Source organism: Verrucomicrobiales bacterium (genome assembly GCA_016793885.1).
In the GTDB taxonomy this organism is placed as follows: domain Bacteria; phylum Verrucomicrobiota; class Verrucomicrobiia; order Limisphaerales; family UBA11320; genus UBA11320.
This window is the reverse complement of record JAEUHE010000195.1, coordinates 1-22,825: the sequence shown is the minus strand read 5'-3', so window position 1 is coordinate 22,825 and position 22,825 is coordinate 1. Positions and strand designations below refer to the sequence as shown.

Annotated in this window: 13 protein-coding genes; 7 read left to right on the top strand and 6 right to left on the bottom strand. The window is 53.4% G+C overall.

Features of this window, described 5'->3' with window-relative positions; genetic code table 11:
• Window positions 1-45 precede the first annotated feature (45 nt).
• Together JNN07_22400 and JNN07_22395 are read left to right on the top strand one after the other, a co-directional pair.
• A complete protein-coding gene (locus JNN07_22400) occupies window positions 46-381 on the top strand; it encodes a transposase (GenBank protein ID MBL9170503.1) in 336 nt (111 codons plus the stop codon).
• Window positions 382-437: 56 nt separating this feature from the next.
• Window positions 438-1,298, top strand: a complete 861-nt coding sequence (locus JNN07_22395; GenBank protein ID MBL9170502.1) for an IS3 family transposase — start codon at window positions 438-440, stop codon at window positions 1,296-1,298.
• 476 nt (window positions 1,299-1,774) lie between these two features.
• On the opposite strand, the gene JNN07_22390 is transcribed toward JNN07_22395, so the two are convergent.
• The 3 genes from JNN07_22390 to JNN07_22380 form a co-directional block, all read right to left on the bottom strand.
• Entirely contained in the window at window positions 1,775-2,149 is a 375-nt protein-coding gene (locus tag JNN07_22390) for a hypothetical protein (GenBank protein ID MBL9170501.1), read from the bottom strand.
• Between the two features lie 766 nt (window positions 2,150-2,915).
• A complete protein-coding gene (locus JNN07_22385) occupies window positions 2,916-8,354 on the bottom strand; it encodes an RHS repeat-associated core domain-containing protein (protein ID MBL9170500.1) in 5,439 nt (1,812 codons plus the stop codon).
• 39 nt (window positions 8,355-8,393) lie between these two features.
• Window positions 8,394-11,363, bottom strand: coding sequence for a hypothetical protein (locus JNN07_22380; GenBank protein MBL9170499.1), 2,970 nt, complete (start codon window positions 11,361-11,363; stop codon window positions 8,394-8,396).
• Between the two features lie 98 nt (window positions 11,364-11,461).
• Between JNN07_22380 and JNN07_22375 the strand changes: the two genes are divergently transcribed.
• The 3 genes from JNN07_22375 (at window position 11,462) to JNN07_22365 (ending at window position 17,398) form a co-directional block, all read left to right on the top strand.
• Entirely contained in the window at window positions 11,462-11,653 is a 192-nt protein-coding gene (locus tag JNN07_22375) for a hypothetical protein (GenBank protein ID MBL9170498.1), read from the top strand.
• Window positions 11,654-11,905: 252 nt separating this feature from the next.
• The gene (locus tag JNN07_22370; GenBank protein ID MBL9170497.1) at window positions 11,906-12,856 is read left to right on the top strand and encodes a hypothetical protein; all 951 of its coding nucleotides are present in this window, start codon (window positions 11,906-11,908) and stop codon (window positions 12,854-12,856) included.
• A gap of 1,260 nt (window positions 12,857-14,116) precedes the next feature.
• Window positions 14,117-17,398: a hypothetical protein gene (locus JNN07_22365; GenBank protein MBL9170496.1), complete on the top strand. Its 3,282-nt coding sequence runs from the start codon at window positions 14,117-14,119 to the stop codon at window positions 17,396-17,398.
• A 307-nt stretch (window positions 17,399-17,705) separates the two neighbouring features.
• On the opposite strand, the gene JNN07_22360 is transcribed toward JNN07_22365, so the two are convergent.
• The gene (locus JNN07_22360) at window positions 17,706-18,011 is read right to left on the bottom strand and encodes a hypothetical protein (GenBank protein ID MBL9170495.1); all 306 of its coding nucleotides are present in this window, start codon (window positions 18,009-18,011) and stop codon (window positions 17,706-17,708) included.
• 834 nt (window positions 18,012-18,845) lie between these two features.
• Window positions 18,846-20,009: a hypothetical protein gene (locus JNN07_22355; GenBank protein MBL9170494.1), complete on the bottom strand. Its 1,164-nt coding sequence runs from the start codon at window positions 20,007-20,009 to the stop codon at window positions 18,846-18,848.
• A 383-nt stretch (window positions 20,010-20,392) separates the two neighbouring features.
• Here JNN07_22355 and JNN07_22350 point away from each other — a divergent pair, with 383 nt between their 5' ends.
• Both JNN07_22350 and JNN07_22345 read left to right on the top strand, forming a co-directional pair.
• Window positions 20,393-21,364 carry a ParA family protein gene (locus tag JNN07_22350; GenBank protein MBL9170493.1) on the top strand — a complete coding sequence of 324 codons (972 nt, stop codon included), beginning with the start codon at window positions 20,393-20,395 and terminating at the stop codon, window positions 21,362-21,364.
• Window positions 21,357-21,851 (top strand): hypothetical protein, encoded by a 495-nt coding sequence (locus tag JNN07_22345; protein MBL9170492.1) that lies wholly within the window; start codon window positions 21,357-21,359, stop codon window positions 21,849-21,851. Before JNN07_22350 ends, JNN07_22345 begins: the two co-directional genes overlap by 8 nt.
• A 14-nt stretch (window positions 21,852-21,865) precedes the next feature.
• Here JNN07_22345 and JNN07_22340 read toward each other — a convergent pair.
• The coding region (locus JNN07_22340; GenBank protein MBL9170491.1) for an AAA family ATPase at window positions 21,866-22,825 on the bottom strand (960 nt) is incomplete at its 5' end.

The following is a 22,825-nucleotide window of genomic DNA, read 5'->3' as shown; positions in this document are numbered from 1 at the left end:
GCGAATGGAGTGAAGGGTGCAACCCGATACAGTGAGGCCTTTAAAATGCAGATTGTTCGGGAGCTGGAAAAGGGAGAAATCAATTATACCGACTGTGGGCGCAAGTATGGTATAGGAGGGAAGGCTACTTTGCAGAAGTGGGTGGGCAAGTATGGCAACGGGAGCCTAGGAAAGGTGATACGAGTGGAAACCCGAGAAGCGATCGATGAGAAAGAGCAGCTGCGGCGACGAGTGCGTGCGCTGGAAGCTGCTTTGGCCGATGCGAATATCGAATTGGCATTGGAGCGGCAGTATACGAAACAGGCGTGTGAACGAGCAGGGATCACGGACGTGGGGGCATTTAAAAAAAAGTCAGATGGGCAGCCGCCCACGGAGCGTTAGAGCAGGACAGCGGACTGGCGGGAGTGACGGTGAGAGGGGTGTGTCGCAAGCTGGGGATGAGCCGACAGAACTATTACACCCGGCGGGCGTTCAGGAAGCGTCGCCTGGTGGAGGAAGATCTGGTGGTAGGATTGGTGAAGGGAGAGAGGAAACTGCAGCCACGCTTGGGGGTACGCAAACTGATGGTATTGGTGAAAGGAAGTCTGACCCATGCGGGAGTAAAATTGGGGCGAGATCGGTTTTTTGAGGTCCTGCGAGAGCATCACCTGCTTCTCAAGCGCAAACGCTCTGAAAGCCCACGTACGACGCAGTCCTATCACTTGTTGCCCGTGTTTACCAACGTGATCAAAGGAGGGGAGTATAGCCATCCCAATGAAGTGTGGGTTGTGGACCTGACATACATACGAACGGAGGAGGGTTTCCTATTTCTAGCGCTGCTAACGGACAAGGTATCTCGGCATATCGTGGGTTACCACTGTAGCGACAGTCTGGAGTCAATCGGATGCCAGAAGGCCCTTGAGATGGCGTTAAAGCAGTTGCCTGAGGGCCGCAAAGTGATTCACCACTCGGATCGAGGGTGTCAGTATTGCTGCCACGAATACGTGGCCATGGCTTTAAAACGGGAGGTGACCATGAGCATGACGGAGGTGGATCACTGTGCAGAGAATGCGATGGCGGAGCGGATGAATGGGATACTCAAAGGCGAGTATAACTTGGATCAGCGGTTCAAAACGAAAGATCAGGCCCGGAAAGCGGTGACTCAAGCCATCTATCTGTATGGAAACCGCCGTCCGCACGGGAAACTAAACAACCAATTTCCCATCCAGGTGCATGCGCAAGGAATTCCATCGTCCCCCCCGGAAGCGGGACGCCCGACGACCGGGGCCCCATGCGCTACGACAGGAGCCGCGAGCTAGTGCTCACAGACCGTCTCCTGTCGGCGCTACCCCGGTCGCCGACCGTCCCGTCGTCCCCTTCGGGATAAGTGACAAGTTTAAACCAGGACTTGACCTCGTCCGTGTCGAACGGTGACCCCGAGCGCAGTGGTGGTTACCCTCACCTTTCCCTCGTTCGCCCGCCCTATGGGCCGAGACGGCCCTTCACTCCTTTCTAGTGGACACTGATTCCCAATGCCTTAGCACTCAAATCGACCCGTAAAATCATATATAACTGGCCTTTCATCAAGACCATTCGACATTACTCGTGAGCTACCGAACATTACTCTGGCATTACTCTTCTGCTGGCAAATCCGCTGGCAACAGTTAAGCACTGAGGTGCAGGACATCTTGTGTGGAACTTCCCATGACGATGGAACACTCACACCCGGCGAGGTAGTTGCTGGCTTTGCTGGGTTTCGCAGCAATACACGCTTTCCTTTGCGGCCATTCGTGTCTCACCGCGTCGCCTCTGCCTTCACGTAAAGCTCTCTCGGAGCGGCCTGGTAGTAACGAAACATTGCCGGGCAAATCCAGCCCTCCATCGCCGGTTCATCCATTGCGTAGTAGTTGCCGCCCATGTCGCCTCGCAACCAAGTCAGCTTCTTCTGGTAGGCGGGAAAGGGCTGCGCCGAAAACAAAAGGCGAAACCCGTTGGTCGCCCCCGGAATGTCTTTGACCAACACGTCAATCATCTCAGGCACGCCAGCCACAAACGGCTCGCGCACGAGCCCTGCGCTCGGGTCGTCAAAGACCCACGTGCCCGCGTGACGATAGGGCGTGATTACAATCAGTGCGTTCGCAGCGGCTGACCCTCGAGGATGAGAAAACAAGCCAGTAGCCCAAGCAATTGCGAGCGCCAGGGCGACTACAATTGCAAGGACAATTCCAAGTCTCCGGTAGTTGATGGACGTATTCATGATGCGTGGCATCGTGTGGCCGAACGACGGAACTCACACCCATCGAGCTGATGACCTGAGCCGCGAAAGAGGAACTGAGTGCGCCATCCAGCGTTGTGTGCAGTGATCTTGTTGGGAGAAAAATCTACTCATACGATCCATGGTAAGGTTTGGCGAAAATGCGATCTCGAGTGCCGAGCATTAGATACTCCATCCCGCTCCTGCAAGCACAGCTATACCGGACGGATCGTGAAGTCGCATCAGGATAAATCCGGCCATCATCGAAAGATAAGAAGCCATCTCATTTGTTAGGTTCAGATTTAGTGCCGTGAATAGCGTGCCGATATCCGCCAGGCGGTCGCTAAATCACCACTTACGTAGCATGTGAGAATCGCCGATGGTTATCCTCCTCGAGCCCTCCTGCGGAGAGCGAACAAGATCGGGCAGAGAGCTAGAAAAGCTATTCCTCCGAAAATGATTGAGGCTTTAGCGGCTAAGAGGAAGTAGTCAACGTGCGTCTCACGAAAACCTATCCTTCCAATTGCAAGCAATGGACGGCAAACAACCAGGAGAGGCATGTATGCCATTTGATTAAATACAAACGGTTGGCCGAAATTGACCCAGTGGAAAATCAAACTGGCGATCCATGCCAAGAGCGGGACAGAACCTGCGCAACCGATAGTGATGTAAATGATTTTTTTCAATTGATCCAACGAGTTTGCTGAGTGGGCCACGGAAACATGTCCGGGAACGGAAATGGTGGCTGGAATAATTGGGGTAGGGCGTCAATGGCAGCCTTAGAGGCGCCGGGCAATAGTTGCCCTGGAACGCCTCCCTCGCTTAAGGCTTTGGCCCAGGCGTTAGGATACTTGACGCGACTTCTTTCGTGAGGAACACTCAACTGTCCAGCCTTCAGGATATCCTGGGAGGAAGTGATACAGTTATTTTCGTAATCCCCCCCCTCTTTGTTTCCCTTGTTCTTCACGGCGAAATCCTTCAGGGCCCGAGCAACGTCACCATCTGGCAGAAAAAATGCAACATCGTCTGAGGGTCCGATTAACGATTCCAGATCGTTACTTTCCTTGAGGTATGGAATACCTTTGTTATAATCCAATCGAGTGTAGCCGCCTCCGGGGTAACTTGTAATCACGCCCACGTGACCAGCGGTGTAAAATCCCTCGAAATCGAAAATTAGAAATGTGATGAGCCCATCGGTGTCGACACCCCTCGGTGGCGAATTGCCCACAAAACCATACAGATTATTGCCTCCACGTTCCTGGATCGGATCCCGATTCACCCACCGCTGGAGATTGGGGTCATAGAAGCGATATCCGTAATAGAGCAGCCCAGAATTCCCATGCAGTTCCTTGCTGCTAAATCGATAGCGGTTTACCTCGGCAAGCGGACCTACGCTGCCTTGCATGTTACCGTAGGGGTCATAGGAATAGCGAGCCCACACCTGGTTGCTCGAGAACAGTGCTGTTATGTTCCCGCCAAGATCACAATGGTACAGAATCCCCCTCACCGAGCTGTGATCGTACCTCGCCAGGAGACCTCCGATACCACCCGCGCCAGAGGTGCTCTTCGATAGGTCGAGGCCCCTGGTGAAAGTAACAACTGGCTGGTTAACCGCATTCCGTTCCTGAACCTGCAACATACCCGAATAGACGTATCGCACCTCACCGGTCTGGGACCAGCTAGACGCCCAAGTGTATTCCTTACGGACGCGCATGCGCCGCAGCCCATCGTAAATGAAAACACTTCGCCAGACATTGGTTTCATAAACCTCGATCAATTCATCCCGGTCGTTGTAGACGAACCTTCGCTTGCCGTCGTTGCTCAGGTTACCACGGGCATCGTAGGTAAAGGTGAGGTTGGTCGAAAGTGAAATGGTCACGGATTGCCTGGCCGAGCGCGACAAAGGGTCCGTTGCGACGGCAATGAACGTGTTGTTGCCGTTAGACAGGGTCATCCCCTGCCGGGCGAAACTACCATCGGCGTACCGAGTTGCGGATACCACCGCCCCTCCGTGCTCGACGGTCACACTCGTAGCGCTGGGACTTGCCCGCCCCGCAGCGGTAAAGGCAGCATTGCGCCCCATCGCAACAAGTTGATTGAGACTATTGGTGGCAAACGTCTCCACAAGTTGGTTGGCCGCGCCCGTTCCGTTGGTTCGCTGGAGCAGGTTACCGGCAGGATCGTACTTATAGCCCCATTGCTCATGTACGCGAGGCGTGCCCGTGCCGGAGCCTTCGAAGCCGCTCGCCGTCAACAATTGGCCTTCCATATCATACGAATAATCCATATGGTTGCTGCTTGCAAACTCATTCGCGTTCCGGTTCATGCGCGTGATGCGGCTCGCATTGGCGAACACGTAGTTGTACGAATCTAGCACTGTGCTGCCGGACAACGCAGCCGTAGTGATGAGGCGCCCCATCGAATCGTAACTGTTGGTTCGGACGTTGCTGAAGGGGAGGTCGAGCTTCTTCACCAGTGAACCTAGCCACTCGCCCGAGGAAACCCCAGTCCACTCGTAGTCAAAGGTACCCATGGGGTTGGTGATTTTATCCAGCCTGCCGAATCCATCATAGGTGTAGGCTTGGGACCAGGCGCTGCCGCCCTCCTGCGAAATCGACATGGTCTGCATCTTTCGGTCGCCGCCATAGCTGTAGCCGACTGTGTCACTCGACCATGGGCCATCTTCTGATGCCAATTTCCCGAAGGTAGTATACGACCAGGTAGTCGTCCCCAGAGGATCTTTCATCGTGACTAGTCGGTTGTTTTTGTCGTAGGCCAGCCCCACGTTCTGTCCAGCGGTCGGATAGACAATGTTGGTCACGTTCCCCACTTTGTCATAGGCATAAGTAGTTGAAACGAATGCCGAGGCGATGATCGAGGGAACGGTTTGGTTGGTAAGCCTACCACCAGGGTCGTAAGTATAGACAAAATTCGTTTTGCCCGTGGCATCGAGCTTTCTGGACACTCTGCCATACTGATCATAAATCCACTGTGTCACCGCTTGGCTTTCATTTTTCAGCGAAGTGAGATCTCCGGCGGGGGTGAGACCGTAGGTGATGGTATCGCCCAGCGGACTGGAGACAGACATGGGGCGGCCCCATATGTCGTAGCCGTAGGTCGTCGAGTTGCCTGCAGCATCGGTAACGGCCAGGATACCGTTGGTGGTGTAGGCTCGGGCGTCGAATGTGGTGTCCGGATAAATCACCTTGGTAATTCGATCGTAGTCGTCATACTCCAAATTAACTCCTATGCCACTCGCATTCGTCGTGGTCGTTAAGCGACCCAGAGTATCATACAGATTAGCCTGGATGCATTTCCAGCTCGCTCCAGATTTTAGCCATTTTTCACGAACCTGTCCTTTTAGGTTGTAGAGAATTCCCTGCTCCATTCCTCCGGAGGTCGTGAGATTGGTCGGGTGACTCCAAGCGTCGAACTTGGTGGCGACCCATGAACCTCCTGGGAAAGTTACCTGGGTTTTACGGCCACGGTTGTCGTATGTATAGCTCGTGACTTGCCCATTGCCATCTGTGACGCTGCTCAAACTCCCGCAATTGCAATAGCTAAAGCTGACCACATTGGTCATGGCATTCGTCATGTAGAGAAGCTTACGGAACGTGTCATACACGTAGCGGGTTGAAAACCCATTTCGGTCGATGGTTTCAACAAGGTCTAAGCGATCGTAACGATTGCTGACATAGGTCGAATCAGGGAAGCCAATCTTGGTAATGCGTCCCATCGGATCCGTGTCATACGCGACCGCCAGTCCACGTGGATCGATGTTGGTTCGCACAAAGCCGTTGAGATAGGTCCAACTGTTGGTCCAGAGAGTAACGGTGACACCACCGGTCGTTTGCTGAAACGTTTCGGATTGGAGCTGCCCGGCGGCATTGAACGCGCGTATTTTTTCAACTATCCCATCGTAGGTGACTTTGCTGAGTTCCTTGTTTGTCCCGTGGTATTCATAATGGATCGGGGCTCCGCCTGGCCCTCCGATACCACCCCCAGTGCTAGGGTCCCACGGGAAAGCGATGATCTCGATATATCGGCCGTCTGTACCAGAAAGGCTGGCCAGCCAGTTCGTTGAATAGGAACTAACTCCCATGCAAGTAATCTCGTTTTCATCCTGAGTGATGACGGAAGTATAGCGGTTGCACCCACTGCCTGAGCACGCTCCAAGCGGGCGTATGGGCCTATGGATACGGAAACACAATTTTGGTCCTCCTAGCACGGTTTCTGGAAAATCATTTCTTTCGAGCACCATCTTCTTCTTCACGTAGCCGGGTCGAACAGTGCCAAGTCCATAATACTCGATCTGTGTCGCGTCCCAAACTCTGAGGTTAGAGTCTGTAGGGTCTGTCAACATGGTTTCTCTGAAAATCTGCGCTGGAAGATTATCAAAGCCTTCCTTGGTGCCCGCTTGATGCGTTGCACCCATGTCATAGGCGTAGAAAACAAACGGCCCCACCTCGGCTCCATTGATGTTAGCCCCCGGTAACCGCTCGAAGGATTTTATATTGCTAATGAAACCGCCCCAAGCCGCACGCCATCTGGTCACATGTGCCAGGTTATAACTGTTGGTCGTTACGGAACTAATCGCAAAGGTGCTGTTGTTAAGACTGCTATCGATCGTATTGGTGAGATTCTGGTACTGCAGTGGTCCCCAATAAGCCGAGCACCTAGCGCTAGGGTGATTCGTAACGGCGGCGGGATCTCTACCTTTGAGATCGTCCAACGTTCTATAGAAAAAGTCAGTGGTCGCGAGGACATTCGTCGCCATGTCCATGTAGTTATTCAAGCTCGTGATGACATCAGCTACGTTCGGCCAGGGATCAACAGGAAGGTCACCGAACACGAAAAGGTGTTTGCGTACTTCCTTCTCGATAACCCGAACCGCGACACAGTTGGTGTCACTCAGAGAAACGTATTCAAACCGATTGGTCCCGTAAGGCGTCTTGACGCTGGTAATGCGATCAGTCCCGTCATAGACAAATTTGCTCGTTAGCGAAATCGTATCAACGACTGTTTCCAGCCGCCCGTTGGCGTCATAGAGCATCATCGCGGCAAAACCGTGTGGGTTTGTCACCTTGTGGATCAGGCTGTTCATAGGACCCACGTTGGTATACGTAAACGTTGTACTAAGCCCCGCCGCATCAACGATATTCGTGAGACGCATCTGATCGAAACCACCGATAGTAGTGGTCGAATAGTTGAAGGTGAGCCCCCGCCCGATTGCATCCTCTCTCCTGGAGAGAAAATAGATTTTTTCGCCATTTCCTGCCCCGTTAGAATTATTCTCTACTTCCTCGGCGTAAAAATCCTTGGCCCCATTGTTGTGAGTTAGGACATAACCCACGGTGTCAGTCTCTACAAAAGCTCCGGTCTTTTTTTGATAGTAGGGAGCGTTGTCGCTGGGGGATCCGACTAAATAGCTGCGAACGTTGCCCACTCCGTCGAAGACCCACACTTCAGCGGGGCTAGAGCCAGCCTTGGCTCGGATGTATGAGCGCCAGGGGGTCGACCAGCCTGGCCCGAATCCGAAAACATTTGCTTGCCGTGTGTCGGCATGTCCGAAGCTTCCCTCCAGGCTTTTATAATGTAGCTTGAGGGCCATTTGCGGTCCGAAGGCAGGTTTATACCACATCGGGACGTCAACCAGGCGAACCGAGAGCAAAGGTTCTTCCACAGACCAGAGCGGCATCCCTGCTTCGGGGCAGTCCTGGCAGCTTTGATCTTTGTTAATTTTCCGTCCAGCTTCCGTGCTGCTGTCGGCCGGATCCTCCCCGTTGGTCCCGGAACCACCCCCGGCCTCGGGATCTCGGCAGGTGTCGCATTCCTCTTTTCCTTTCTCGGCGGAGGCTCCGCAGCAGCCAGTAGAGGCGTTGCCGGTCGTCTCCCCGTTCTGCCCCTTGCCGTCGCAGGCTCCCTCGTCCCGGGGATCGGTGCAGTAGGAATAGAAAGCGCTTCCTCGCTCATTGGACCACCAGAACGAATTACTCGGGGGGCAAGTTAAAGGGTCGCCGGTGTCGATGTCTAAAGTTGCTCCGCCAGCCACGCCTGCCACGTAGACCGCACTCGCTAACAGGAGTATCCTCAACAGGCTGAGTTTCCATTTCTTTGTCATAGGCAGAAAATGTGTGCGTGAGAGTTCGGGCGCTTTTCCTTAGGGGATATTGCTCGTGGTCTTCGGAGCGGTCAGATAAATCCAGAGCCCGTAGTCGGTGGCGCTGCCCCAATTGAGTTCTCCGGAATCGACCACGCCGTCACCGTCGGTATCTTCTAAATAATCCGGAATTCCGTCCCCATCTGAGTCCTTAGGAGTGGTGCTCGACGAGCCGGACGTAGCGATATACCGGAACCCGATGTCCACAATACTGTTCGTCTCTCGCAGTTGATCGGTGCGTGCCGTGTAATGGTAAAAACCGACCGTGGCTGCATCGGACACACTCCCTTTATTGAAGAGGTATTGAGTGTTCGTGGCTGAGGCGGTGGTGTTGTAATAGTAAGGCCCTAGTGGTCCACTAGTCTGGTAGTCGGTCGTCGTGAGCACCAGATCGTTGCCGGATCCGCCTGGCAGCACGGTCGTTCCCTTGTAGCCATTGTTACTGTTGCCAATCCCCGTTGCGCTTGCCGTCAGGGTCACGGTATCGAAGAGATTGTCCTTTACGTTGTAAACGGCGCTCGCGTGGTTGGTTCGAGTGAGCGAGACAGTTCCACCGATGCAAAGGTTGTTCCTGAACTCCACGTTGAGAGGATAACCAGTCGTTGTCTGATTATTCTGGATAGAAAGCTTCGGACGAATCCAGATATTGTTTGTCAGGTAGATTCCTTGTGAGACCGTGGGTGAGTTGTTCAGAAAGTTCTCATAGAGATTAGCGAAAAAGCAGTCCCGCGCGATCCAAACCACATTCACTGAGGGCGCAGCGTGCAGAAACTTTTCGGTTCCGGAAACCGTTGTCCCCGGCAGCGATACTTCGGTGAACCGCATTCGAACTTCCGGACTTGGAGTAAGTGATGAAACCACGCTGATCATCGACATCGGAACGATATACGAGCCCCAAACGGATGGCTGTTCCTGCACTGAGTTATAGCGCACAATCCGGTTCATATCATCCGGCCGCCCTTCACTGATGAGTTTGGCACTGGCGCTGACAATGCTAAAGCCATTCTCCCCGTGTAATCCAAAAGCCACGCCGTTGGTCAGCACCAAAGTAGTGGTGAGCGTCAGCTCCTCCCCAGTGTAGTCCAGCGGATCGTAATGGTATCCAAGATCAGGAAGGCTGACATCTCGCTCAGCGCGCGGCCCCAGAACAGTTGGGATCGAGAATCCATTTACCAGGTCGACTGGCGGATAGGTTGTTCTCTTCTGAATGTCTGCCAGAATGCTTACGACGGTGGTTCCTTGGTCTCGGTAGGTGGCGCCCGCCAAATAAGACTGCCCAGAGCCTACGCTTGCAAAGACCCCACTCGAACTGGACGGCGTCTGGACATATTGGAAATTATTTGTAGCGCCGGGGTTGGTCACCGCCACGAGGAGCGAGTTGGTGAGATACAGTGTGCCCAGATCTGATTGAAAATAGGTGCCGCCATTGGCGGTGATATGTTCTGCACGAACTGTGCATCCACTCCCGCTCAAATTGGTGGTAACAGAGGAAAAGAGGCAATTGCGAAGAAGGGTGGTTGAGCTCGAGAGCATCTTTACCCCATAGCCACAGTTTACAAACTGACCATGATCGAGGATGTGCCCGGTTCGACCGTTGAGAATTATTCCTACCTGAGCATTGCAGATGCGAAAGTTTTTGAGCTTAGCATCGGATACCGACGTTGACGCATTGATCTCCAGCGCCGCCGTGGCATACCGGCCGCTCAGGGTGGCATTGTTGAGCTTTTCACCCACCGAGTGATCAGACACCGCCGTCATTACCACAGGCCGAAATTGGTCCCCGCCTTTCCAGGAGATGGGGTTGTTGATCGTCAGCTTCACGTTATTCGTGTACTTGAGAACCGAGGAGCCTTCAAAACGCACGGCCGTGCCAGCCCCTCCGAAGGTGGTGTTTCCGCTGATATAGTATGTGGTGTCCGATTGGAAGGTGAAGGTTCCGAGAGACCCGTTTACAGTAGAGTAGTCCAAAATCACAGCCGAGCCCAACTCTCGGTCACTGCGACGAATGCTAGCGGTTTGAAGGTCCCTTGATTTATCCAACCGGTCGACCTGAGCAACCAAATCCTTCGCTTGTTTGGTGACCCGTCTCGCCAACCGTTTCACCGCTTCTTTCGGCTTTCCAATTTGTGCCTGCCGCAGTGACTCCATCATCGGCTGCAGATCTTCCTGAGCAATGGCTTCCACCAAGAACAGACGATCGTCACCTTCGATGGGGCCGAATGCTTTGGCTACGGGCGCTTCAACCTCTTCTGAGCCGATTGTAAACGCCCTTCCGTTGCCAATCTGAAGTGAGCCAAAATCTAGGTAAACGTCATCCATCGACCCCGCTTTCCCGACTTTCGTCTCAACAAGATCGGGGCTCTCTACGAAGGCGGACCAAAGCTCCAACCTTACATTTGGGTTCTCTTTAAGACCATAGTCAGAAGAACTTAGCGGCTCTTGGAGCACCAGGTCCTGCTCAAATCCATACTTTGTTACGGTGAAGCGTATGGCACACTTGATCCCTTCCATGGCATTGAAAAAGACAATTTGATTAGGTGCAACCAGTTCACCGGCGCAATCTTGAATTTTACCAACCCACGCCATCTCTCCAGAGCCGGTATCTCGGAATGCCACCAGAAGAGGCGTGCTCCGAAACAGTTTTCCATCGGGAGTCTCTAGAACCACGGCTCCTTCGGTATTGAGATTGGCGGAAATGCTCACTTTGTGAGGCATCGTGTCGGCAACCGCTTTGCCGGGCTGCAGCTTGAATTCCGCTTTGGATTCCTGCCAATCGTTCCCATCGAAGTAATGCATCGAAGAGGCCAGTTCCACATAGCGGTTGGTCGCCATGTAGGCTTCCCCCTTGGAGTTGAGTTCCTCGCGCACCGTACGCACCACCCGATGGTCTACCCCCCTTTCCAATACTTCAATTTCCTGCGCCATCGACGGAAGCGCGAGAGCCAAAAGAAAAAGGAAGGTGCTTTTCATAGATTCAAGAAGAGGCTTTCTACACTGGGGAAAATACCAACAGGAGGCCGGAAGAATAGTTCAGAGCGCGCGACCACGGATGCGAGTGGGCAAGATTCATGGAAGATCAGCATCATTTTTCCTTGCTCCAGCTTTCATCACGAGATCCATTCATGATTTTATACCTGACCTTGGCTTTGTTGATGAAAAAATACGCCGATTTAGGATCGGCACAAGAAAAATTTCACCGGCGCCCAAATATTTTTGGCGGTGCAAAAACAACAGCTGCTGTCTGCGATCTTTTGGCATGAGAGGCGTCACCCAAAGTAAATACGCTCGCAAGGCGCGGAACCTTACAGCAATTGTTTGGAGGCCGATCAGTTCCCAAATATTCTCAAGATTAACGGACGATTTTCAGAATCTATCGGCGCTTCGTTACTTTTCTGCGCGCGATTAAAAATGCATTGACCTTCTGAACGTGGCTCTTATATCCCTTTCGCAAGGACGCGTCATCGCATATGGGTGACGGGCTCTCACATCAACAAAGGCAGGAACACTCCCTCATGAAAACACTCAACGCATTGCTGGTTGTTCTTAGTGTCGTTTCCTCATCCACGGCCGCAACACTAACCATCACCGACGTCGTGAAACCCAGTCTCACCTCCGTGGCGGTCACTCTTTCCGGCCCCACCAACACCAAGGTCTTCGTCTGGGGTTGGAGCCGCCCCACGTCCGGATCGAGCGGGGCGTGGACGCAATATTCCACGGGCGGATACGCCACCAACACGGGAGGAAACTCCTGGAGTTTTACAAATTCCTCTGATGGCTCGATCACGCTCGACGTGAACGGCCGGGGCATCTGGGGCACGGCAACAGCTGCTGGCTCGAATACTGTTTTCAGGGCGAAATCCTCCGGAGGCCTTGAATCTGCGAACGGCTTTGGGTGGAACCTGGTGAGTATCTCAACAAACTACTCCACCCTAAACAACCCCTACGCTTCCTGGTCGCCCACAAATCTGGCGATCTTCACCACCAACGGGCCTGCAGCTCTGGCGGACGGCACGGTCTGCTACCAATGGGATAGTAACGCGGGGGGCTGGAACACGGCTTCGCTCGGACTTTTCGATCCTGGGGTTTGGGAGGACCCTTTTACCGCCGGTCCGGGGGAGGCTTGTGTCGTATATAGCCCGAGCAATCAGTCCAATATCATCATTAAAGGAAGCCTAACGGGGATCTCGACCCTTATTACTTCGAACAAATTGGCATTGGTTGGTCCTGTGGGGCTCGACGGTGAGGGCAGCGTTGACTTCGCCCATACATTCACTAGCCTAGGATTTGGTTCTCCGGCTTCGGTGAATGGAGCCATTATCGGGAAGGTGAATAACTCGGATGGGAGCATGACGACGAATTATGTCGCCTCTTCCGGGAACATCACCTCCTCGTTTCTAAAGGGCTTCTGGATCAAAGCACCGGCGACCAATCAATCGCGGAACTTCACACCGGTGATTTGGTAAGCCTTTGAGCCTTGGCCCGGCGAATCGGCGGACCCCGGACACTGGGTTGGTTCTGGCCCCGAAATTCATACTCCCGCAGCTCCCGGCTGCGGGAGTACTTCTTTTCAAGGATTGCGGAGGCGTTCAGCCTCCGGCTCTGCTTACCGATCTCACCGCCCAACTCGTTCCAGGAACCCAATTCGGACGACAGCGGTGATACTCACACTTCCCTTTGACGCGGTGGATTTCGGCCTCAGTCTAGAGCAGGCCAATCTCAAATTTTTGGGTCGGACACCAACTCCTATCGCTGATAGGGGGACTTACGAATGGCGGAGGAGAAGCTTTTTCCAATCGATCGTGGTCATTCTCGGTTCGGAGAACAGAGGCAGGTGGTATGTGCCAAAACCTCGATAGCCTAGTCGTTCAGGCTGGAATCTGCTTCACAAAGCGACAAGCGTAATTAAAGTCGATGAGCGTGACTCGAAATACATTGGCCTGCTTGGAGAGTTGGTCAGAAGAGCTACTTTCACGAGCCGACCGTGTGCGCAAGCTTATCGGGGATGCGCATTGGCTTAGCGATGGGCATCATAAGGAGGAACTGATTAGGCAGTTCCTCCTTCGACACCTGCCTCCCACATTGAGGGTTAGTCGCGGGTTTATCTGTCCACCAGAGGACGAGCGCCGAGTGTCATCAGAAATAGACGTGTTGATCACCGACGCGCTAAGTGAAATGCCTTGGTTTACGGAGGGTAACTTGATAGTTGCCCCCCCTTCCTGTGTCCGGGGCCAATTGCACGTGAAGACTAAATTCGGGGTGAATGAACTATCTGAAGTTATGAGGTCAGGTACGACAAATAACCGCCTGGTCTGTGATTACAATTCGACAGTGAAGCCATGGTTTGGGGCGGTTTTTTTTGTATCGGAAGCGTCGCTTGACGGGAAACGACTATCGAAAATTCTTGAGAACGCAATCGCTAAAGTGTCGAAGACACAAGGAACGAACCATCTCGATCGTGACTGTTTCCCAGACTGCATCGTTGTCCTCAACGGTCCTGTTTTGCTGGCTGATAAGACAACCGCCGATGACTCAATCGATACCGTAACTATCCGCGCATTCGCCTCAACAAAACTCTCCCCTGCAATCATGTTAGCACATCTGTTTGATTCCATACCGATCCCGGGACGTGACTTAACCAGAAGGGGTGAATGGGTTCGCCTATTCGAGTTGGCCCACACACCTCTCTTGTTCAGGACTGCATTTCAGTTATCTCCCAAGACAAAATGAAAATCTCCATCCAAGAGCTCCAGGGACAAATCCGTCGTGGGCCTGGTCTAGTTTTCGGTCCAGGAATGAGCACAGCGCCAGGTCGAGAAGTAGAATGCCTCAAGCAACTCAAGAGCCTTCATCCCGATCTTGATATCGATTGTCCATGCTCAAGTTTTTTGGACTACGTTGATCTGGTAAGCGCTGCCGGAACCGCATCAGAAACAAAGCTGCGTAACGACGTCCAGTCTGCATTCACCAATGCGGCGTTCGCCAATCCCCAACTGGACGCGATTACGAAAGCGAACTGGACAGTAATCGTCTCTCTCGGGTGCGATGATTTTCTACGAACCAAAATGATGGACGCGTTGTACGCTACGCCGTCCAAATGGACGCTAACTACAATCGCCGAACCGGATACCACGCCGTCACTGACGAGCGTGCCATATTATGCACTGATGGGTGACATCCGAGACAACCGCGATTTGTCCAGCCTAGCTATTAGCCGCTCCCAATATCTCAGGCGACAGCGCCAGTGGGCACGGATGCTCCAGTCACTACCTAGCATCATCAAGAACGATCCTTTGATCTTTTTGGGGACGGCCACGATCGTTGAACGCGTGTGTGACTTCATGAATGAGTTACTGAAGCTTCAACCGCAAGTTCCCCGAAAATTGATCTTCTTAGAAACCGATCCAACTGCCACGAATGCCACCTTCCGCAACCTTGTGCGACCTTTCTCCGAGATAATTACGGCCGAATGCAGTTTGTCGGACCTCTGCAACGCCCTAAGCAAAACAAATCTAGATATTCGCTCGTTACCGTTGTTCGCGGAACCCACCAAGGGGTTGATTGACCCGAAGGTATTCGCGGAAATTGAGGACCAAGTCGCCTACGTTCCCCGGAAAGATGAGGTCCGAGCGAATGCCGCCGAACGCAACCGACTACAAGACTCGCTGTTTCGCCCTACGCACCTTGACTGGGCGCCATACGCCCTCGGTCTCGAGTTCGTGCGAGATGTCTGTTCAGATATCGAGGTTCTAGTCACCAAGTTCCTCAGGACACCGCAAGCCGAAAGATCCCCTGTGCTTCAGCTCAAGGGCGAGGCAGGTATTGGAAAGACGGTTATCATGCGAACTGTCGCGTTTGCGCTAGCTCAACAGTCCAAGCTCTGTGTGTGGGTGAAGCGTTCCTACGGAGAGGTGTCAGGTCATCGCTTCGACTCTGTAGTCACAACGCTAAACGAAGCAATCCGTCGTAGGAACACCGAAGTCATAGTGTTCCTCGACGACCCGATCGGTAACCGAACACAACTCAATGAGATCATCATCTCCCTGGGAAAAGCTAAATTCGCCTGGCTGATAATCGTTGCGAGCAGGAAGACAGACGAAACAATTCCGGTGAAGGACGGCTTGGCTCAACCGATCCCGGATGAGAATATCGTCGAGGTTTCGCCCGAGTTCTCCAACTCGGAGCTCGAGAGGTTGCCTGATTACCTTGTCACACTGGGCGTGGCGGAAAACGTTGAGAGAGCTAAACAGATGATGCTGGCTCCGGGGGTAAAGCACAGCAGAGATGTTTTGTGTTCTCTTTGGTATCTTCTGCCGTCGACCCAATCTGCGATCGAGGAATCACTGGTTGGGGAATACCGACGCTTGGGAGAAACCGAAACGCTGATTAAGAGTTTCGCGAAGGCCGCGAGTGCCTCTAAGAGCGTAGCTAAGGCCGCTTACGAGTTCGTGACGACTGCGTCGGGTTTTGATAGCGTTCCTCTACCGGTCGAGGTGCTCGTGAGCGCGCTGGGGATATCCTATGGTGAATGGGCTGAGAATTGTTGCGAGAGAAAGCCTCTCTGGGGACTTCTTTATGAAGACAGCTACCCCAGCGCAGAAACTTATGCCTACCGGACGCGGAATCATATCGTAACAGAGGTACTGCTTCGTACGCTCAACCATGGGACGGCCGGGCACACCGGAGAATTCCGTTGTCTTAAACGGCTCTTGAGTGCTTGCAGTTCTACAAGCCCTCAATATCGCACGTTCATACTAGACATCTTGGTTGAACGCAGACATCTCATCGAAAGGAGATTCAATTACCAGCAGGCCATGGAACTCTACGATGCAGCTGTCTCCGCTTACCCGAAACCTCTAGGGGTCGTAGAGCATCACCGGTGCCTTGCAAAGCGGAAACTCGGTGGAGACTGCCAAGAGGTCTATGATGAGCTACGTCGACTCATTGCCAGAAGCCAGGATCATACTGTTGCAGATCAAGACCAGGCCGATAATCTGCACACCTCGGCAGCCGCTGCTCTCAATCAGATGATCAAGGAGAAGAGGGTGGACGCAGCCGATGGCGGAGAAACCGTCTTCGAACACGTGTCAGCGGCTCTTGAAATCGACCAGTTCTCTTTACATTCCCACCACGTTCACGCCCAGACCCTGCTAACGGTCGCCGCCGCCGTCAGGGGGACAAATCGCGGGGCGTTCTGGACGAACATAGAACGAGCAGCACGGATCGTGGGCCGTGCCCTCCTCCTAGTCGCACATTCATCGCCGGATGGGCAGATCAGTGAACAAACCGCTCAAAGCACCAAGATGTTCCAAGATTTGAGACAGGACATACTGATGGCTCAGCCGGATCTCGACATAATTCGAGGTCAGTCTTTCGAAGCTTTCAAGAAAACCGGCGACCAGACACCCCTAGCCTTTGTGGCCAGGATACTTCTAACTAAGGCGACTCAGGACAAACGTGGGTCATTGTTTAAGAAAACGGATGAGTTTCTCAGAGACTGCTTTAAGCTCATCAATGACGCGAGCAAGGATCCGAGGGATGAACTGCTCCTGTGCCGAGTGGAGCTAATCGTTGAATGGCTTTTAAACCGAGACAGAGGGCCCGTAAGTTGGGAACAGTTCGAGAGTGATCTTTATCACATCCTGAGGAACCCTCGTTTTGCACGAGATACCTTATGGCTTTTCTATCTAGGTGTAGCCCAATATAACCGAGGCAAATTCGTCGAGGCAGAAGCCTCCTTTCAAGCCTTGAGATCCCGGAACCTACCCTGGGATAGACGGCAGAAAGTCAGGTGCCTTTATCTGGGCGAACAGGCTGCGCCGAAAATCTTCGAGGGTAAACTCAGCCCCGGCGCGCACGATAATCGGTTCGTTTACTCGGCCGAGTTGGAGAACGACATCCTGGTCCGACGGGGTAGCCTCACCGGCCGAATGGACGAAGTGAAACATTTCAAAATCGGCTTCACCCTCTATGGACCCTTGGCGATCGGGAGGGATGAAGCAACATGACTAGGTGACGCATCGGTTATTGAAGCAAGCAGGGTCCTTTTCGAACTCCTCCATCTCTGATGGAGGTTGGTGTCCCCCAAAAAAGGAAGGCTGCTGGTCGGAGAAAATCAGAGCAGGAAAACGGGAAGAAAGCTGCCGGTGGAAGGAGGCAGAACGAGCCGAAAGTGGAGGCTTCAAACAAGCGGAACCGGAGAGGGATTGGGGCAGACAGGAACAGAGCGAAGGGATGGAGAATTGCGCCAGACTGACGCTGCCCGCTCCGTCATGGGTCCCCCCGCCGGTGATTCAAAACAGTCCCGTCCCCGACCTACCCCGCCGCCTGGTCTCCCCTCACGCGTCCGAGCCCACGGGAATTTTTTGCCCTCCACCGCTTTTGAATCACCTCACAAGCCCGCGACAGCGCCTTCTCGTCCTCGGCGATGCGTCGGAGTGCCACAGTGGCAAACCACTTACTTCCATTCCTCTCAGGCCGTCCCAGGGGGCAAAGAACGCCTTTGGCGACGAGCACCGGGATGTCGTGAAGTTGAAACCCCAGGAATGCCGCCGCCTCGGCAGCCGAAAGCCTGGCTGGCAGCGTTCGAAGATTTAGCAGTTCTCGTTGGTCGTGAGTCATGGGCGGAAGGGGCATCTCCGGCCGGGTGTCGCGGAGATGACCACGCGAACCTATCCGCCACGCCTCAGCTTTTGGTTGCAACCCGAAGACACATCACCCGCCGAATCTTGTCAGGTCCAATCCCCTCCAAGTCGGGGTCGCGTGAGAGGGGTTAGTGTCTCTAGGCACAATTACCCTGGGCGGTCCGGCAGCGACGAACAAAGTCGGGTTGCGTTTGTTGGGTGATGGGAACAAGCCACGGGACGTACCCGAGGGAGCTATTCCCGTTTCATCCGCGATATGGTAAAGGGTGCTTGTCCGCACACCGAGTCATAGAAGGAGATTCCACATGGGACCAGGGGCCGACCCAAGACATCAACAAGCCCACGGCAGCTCCCCTGCCAAAGGCTCGCCGCCTGGAGGGCTGACGCCTCCCAAAGCCACGGTCAATTTTCCCCTGGGCCAGGTGGTCATCACCCCCGGAGCGCTAGAAGCCATCCCCCAGGATGAAGTCATGGCTGCTCTCTCACGTCACAGCAGAGGAGATTGGGGCATCGTCAAAACGGCGGACTGGAAGGAAAATGACCTCTCTGTTCGTGAGGGGTTTCGAATCCTCTCGGCTTATGAAACTAGGGATGGAACCAAATTTTGGATCATCACAGAAGCTGACCGGAGCTCCACCTGTCTCTTACTGCCTAACGAGTATTAGGATTGCGCCATCGATTCCTGTCCCGCGCAATCCGGAGATGGGGCCGTGCGGACCTAGAGCACAAGGGTAAACTGATTTCGAACGCGGCGCTCCCCTCCCCCGCCCGCGTTCCCCATTAAAAGTAATCCCCTCCAAAGAGAACTTCACTACGCCGCCTCCCGGAACTCTTGGACCCTAAAGCGGTCAGGATTTTCCTCCCGATATTTCACAAGTGCCGCCCTTCCCCGGTCTTCTTGCGGCTGGGTGATGTGACTCCAAAGCCCTTTTCGGATAAGCGCCACGAAGAACCGGGGCGGGTCGTTCCCCACCTCCCGAGCCCTCACCGCCGCTGCCAAGAAATTTAACGCCATCGCTTCGCTGGGGTTAATCCATCCTGCCTTGGAGGCTTGGAAGTAAAGTTCTTCAAGCCTTCCAAAGTGCCACAGGTCTTCGGGTTTGATATCCCAAAGGTTTGGATTTTCTTTCCGTTCTAAAAAAACACCAGCTGGCTTGGCTGGAAGCAAAGTTTTCTGGTGTTTAATTTCGATAGAAGTTTTCTTGTCTTTATTAGGGGGTGCAAAATCGGTGCATTTTTCGAGGGGGAGGGGTGCAAAATCCGGCACCGTTTCAGTGACTTTCTTCTCTCGTTTCACGAATGTGCACTCAAGATTCAGCACAAAATAGGCTCCGTCCCGGTTTAATTTTAGCTGATGGGACCCCTCGTCACTCTCAATGCACCCAAGCTCAATGAGAATTTTTCGAGCGTATCTGACCGCTCGCTCGCTTAAGCCCATCGTTTCCGAAATCCAGGAAACCTTGGCAGTGCCTCGGTTTGAAATTTCTCCCCCCTGTTTTGAGATAGAAAGCCCCCGGACCAGGTAACCAATCAAAGTTTTGGTGAGGCTCAGTGTGGGGTTACCGGCAAGGAACCGGATTGCCGAGCGCGGAACTGGGATGGGTCGTTTTGGGCTCCTTCGGCAGGAGAGAGATTCTAAGAGCTCATTAGAGCCTGGTAGCGGCTCCGTAGTGATGAAAATTTGACCCTCCCTATGGTCTACTAGCCCTTGTTTTCGCAATCTTGATACTGAGCGTTTAACGGCTCTTGGTGGGAGTTCGGTTAAACGCACGAGTTCGTTTAATCGGTAGCGCGGAAAATCACTGGGTTTTTCGCGGCGGCGCTTTTTGTAGCGCGTGGCGGCTTCGCGGATTGCAACCAGGGCAAAGCAGCCGAAGTAGGCTTGCGCGTCTCGTTTGGAGAGTGTCCCCTCCTCCATGAGCCACAGGATGTTTGAGAATTGGATTGGGGTTATGGTTTTGTAGCCTGATTGCATGGGTCGCCTCCGCAAAAGTGATCGCCGGTCAAAATTCGACCCGTTGACGAAGGCACCGCAACCAAGATAAACATCAATCCTATCCGTATATCCGGTTGCCTCCGGTTCGTTCGGGTGATCATTTGAAAGGCCAGCGTTGGTGCGCTGGCCTTTTTTTTGCCCGCAGTTCGGTTAAATCTCGTTCAGCACTTTCCCGCAACAGTAAAAGTGAATCGTCGCGGTTCTTGTAGCTACAAGGATACGTATCCTTGTGTCCCTGGAGCTACGTATCCTTGTATCCTTGTGTTCATAGCGCTACGTAGCCCTATCAGATCTAGGAATTGTGATTATTTTCGTAGAGATAGGTGGTAGATGGGTTGCGATCTGAAAGGCTTCGTGCTCTGATGAGCCTGTATCCTTGTGCCTACAAGGATACGTATCCTTGTATCCTTATCAGGCAGCAATTTTTCTTAGGAGAAAACTTTATGGAGGGCCATTCGATCGTGGAAATTTCAGGGCCGAGGACCGCGATAATCGGGATCGGAAACCAGAAGGGTGGAGTCGGCAAGACGACCATCACGGTTCAACTTGCGTGCGCCTTGGCTGAATTGGGGCGGAAAGTGCTCATCGTTGATCTGGACGTCAACGCGGGTTCGACCAAACACTTTGGAATTAAACCTGAGGGTTTCTTAGGCACCTTTGAAGTCTTGGTGGGGGATGAGGAGCCGCTCGATGTGATTATCACTCACGAGGACGAAGACAATCAGCTACCAGAAGGGGTTCATCTGCTGCCGGGTTCTCGTAAACTCGAAAGTCTTGATGAGAGGCTCCGAACCAAGAAGTCCAAGTTCGACCCGGTGCCGTTGCACGACTGCTTGAAGCCCGTGGTCGAAAAGCTCCGGGGGCATTATGACTACGTTTTCTTGGATACTCCTCCCAGCGCCCCGTTGCCGATCATCGCAGCATACAAAGCCGCCGACGGCTTTCTCCTGGTCGCGATTCCGGAGGGACTAGCGATTCAAGGGCTCAACGAAGCTTTGCATGACATCGAGGAAGTTCGAAAATACGGGAATTCAAAACTTGAGTTAGTAGGGATCGCCATCGGAGCGGTGGAAAGTCGAACCAGACTCAGCCGAGAACTGGTGGCCTACGTGGCAGGAACCTTCAAAGACTATCAACTTCTGCCGGTCATTCCGCGTTCGACCATCGTGCCCACTGCACAAACCCAAGGGACTACAATTTTCAGAGTCGATTCAACGCACACCGTTTGCCAGGCTTTCAGGGATTTGGCAGTGAGTTTTGAGACCAACATTGAAAAATTCCTTGGAATAAAGCACTCGGTGCAGATTTCTTCGGAGGTAGCAGCCAATGGCTAAGCGAGCACCGATCCTTCCCGATAACTATAATCCAGTAGGCGATCGTCTGAGGCGGGTTCTGCAACCTGCCGCAACTCCCCTGGAGCCGAATACCAATATCGTTAACCACACTTTACATGCGGTCGAGCAGGAAGAAGCGTCATCGCCTGACCTGGCCCTGCGTGAAAGGGAGCAAGTTCCTGACGTGCCGGTCGACAAGGAGCTGAAGACCACCTCAGTTCGATTCCGCTGCTCCATGAGCGAGCGCCGGAAGTGGCACACGATGACACAAGAATATTCAGGCGATCACAACAATCTGAGCCATTTCATCCGAGCCACAATGCTGCTGCTCGAAAACGCTGACGAACAACTTCGTCGATTGACTCCGGATATTCAACGATTTCGAAAACCAGCAACAACCGATACTCTCGGCATCGCCCTTTACGAACAGCGGTTAGCTCAACTGCTCTATGACGCGATCAAAACCGCAGGCAGGCCAAAGGCGTAGTCGGCCAATTCGCCTTAGAGAGTCAGAGTTTGCTCAAGGGTGATTACCTGATCAGCGATGAATTCCTTTTTCCTCGATTGCTCCATCGACTCGGTTACTTTGACCACCGATTCCGCGAGATACCAGCGGGTGCTGTCTTTCGCCCGGCTCGCCTCCACGTAGGCGAGCTCCCGATTTTGGTTTGAAGCGTAAACAAGGGAGTTATCGATCGTCGCCCCTTGAGTTCGATTCACGGTGAAGGCATATCCCAATCGTATGTCGGTATATCGCTTCAGATCTATCTCCCGCGTCTCGTGAGAATCCAAATATACAACAAGTTTTCCGTCCCTGATCGATTGAACGGTTCCGGTGTCACCATTCCATAGGCCAAGTTGGCGATCGTTAAGGGTGAAGATCACGCGATCTCCAACAAAATACCGCACTCCTTCGGACTCCAAAGCCTGCGGAGCAAGCGCTTCTGCTTGGAGTCGCTGAGCCTGCGCGAGCAGGTTCAGCTCATCGACAACGTTGTTGGTGGGAGCAAGGATGACTTGCTTGTCAGGATGGTCAATTCCGCCCCGATTCCTCCAATCGTTCACCAGTCGTGCCAAAGCCTCTGGTTCCGTGGCAGCCTGCGCGACGAGGTTTTTGTCCTGGTAAGAAGCAAAAGCGGCTTTTGAATTACCTTTTGAGAACTCTTTCACCGCCTCACGTGCCCAAGGTTCTTTCTGGCGAAATATTTCTGTGAGTTCTGAAGAGGGGAGGCGATTGAGTAGGGCTGAGAACCCGCCTCCGTGCTCCACCGCCTGGAGTTGACGGTCGTCTCCGGCAAGAACGCAGCGTGCACCAGCCTCGTTGCAGAGCTTCAGCACGGTGAGAAGCTGCCTGGTGCCAACCATCGCCGCCTCATCGACCACCAAAACTGTTTTGTCTGACAACACCCTGGCACCGCCTCTGATCTCCCAAAGGAGGCTGTGTAGGGTTTGAGCTTCAAT

Excerpts from the sequence above, each read along its gene's own strand:
- JNN07_22400 (MBL9170503.1), top strand. The coding sequence starts at position 46 with ATGCAGATTGTTCGGGAGCTGGAAAAGGGAGAAATCAATTATACCGAC.
- JNN07_22395 (MBL9170502.1), top strand. The coding sequence starts at position 438 with ATGAGCCGACAGAACTATTACACCCGGCGGGCGTTCAGGAAGCGTCGC.
- JNN07_22385 (MBL9170500.1), bottom strand. The coding sequence starts at position 8,354 with ATGACAAAGAAATGGAAACTCAGCCTGTTGAGGATACTCCTGTTAGCG.
- JNN07_22380 (MBL9170499.1), bottom strand. The coding sequence starts at position 11,363 with ATGAAAAGCACCTTCCTTTTTCTTTTGGCTCTCGCGCTTCCGTCGATG.
- JNN07_22375 (MBL9170498.1), top strand. The coding sequence starts at position 11,462 with ATGGAAGATCAGCATCATTTTTCCTTGCTCCAGCTTTCATCACGAGAT.
- JNN07_22370 (MBL9170497.1), top strand. The coding sequence starts at position 11,906 with ATGAAAACACTCAACGCATTGCTGGTTGTTCTTAGTGTCGTTTCCTCA.
- JNN07_22365 (MBL9170496.1), top strand. The coding sequence starts at position 14,117 with ATGAAAATCTCCATCCAAGAGCTCCAGGGACAAATCCGTCGTGGGCCT.
- JNN07_22360 (MBL9170495.1), bottom strand. The coding sequence starts at position 18,011 with ATGACTCACGACCAACGAGAACTGCTAAATCTTCGAACGCTGCCAGCC.
- JNN07_22355 (MBL9170494.1), bottom strand. The coding sequence starts at position 20,009 with ATGCAATCAGGCTACAAAACCATAACCCCAATCCAATTCTCAAACATC.
- JNN07_22350 (MBL9170493.1), top strand. The coding sequence starts at position 20,393 with ATGAGCCTGTATCCTTGTGCCTACAAGGATACGTATCCTTGTATCCTT.
- JNN07_22345 (MBL9170492.1), top strand. The coding sequence starts at position 21,357 with ATGGCTAAGCGAGCACCGATCCTTCCCGATAACTATAATCCAGTAGGC.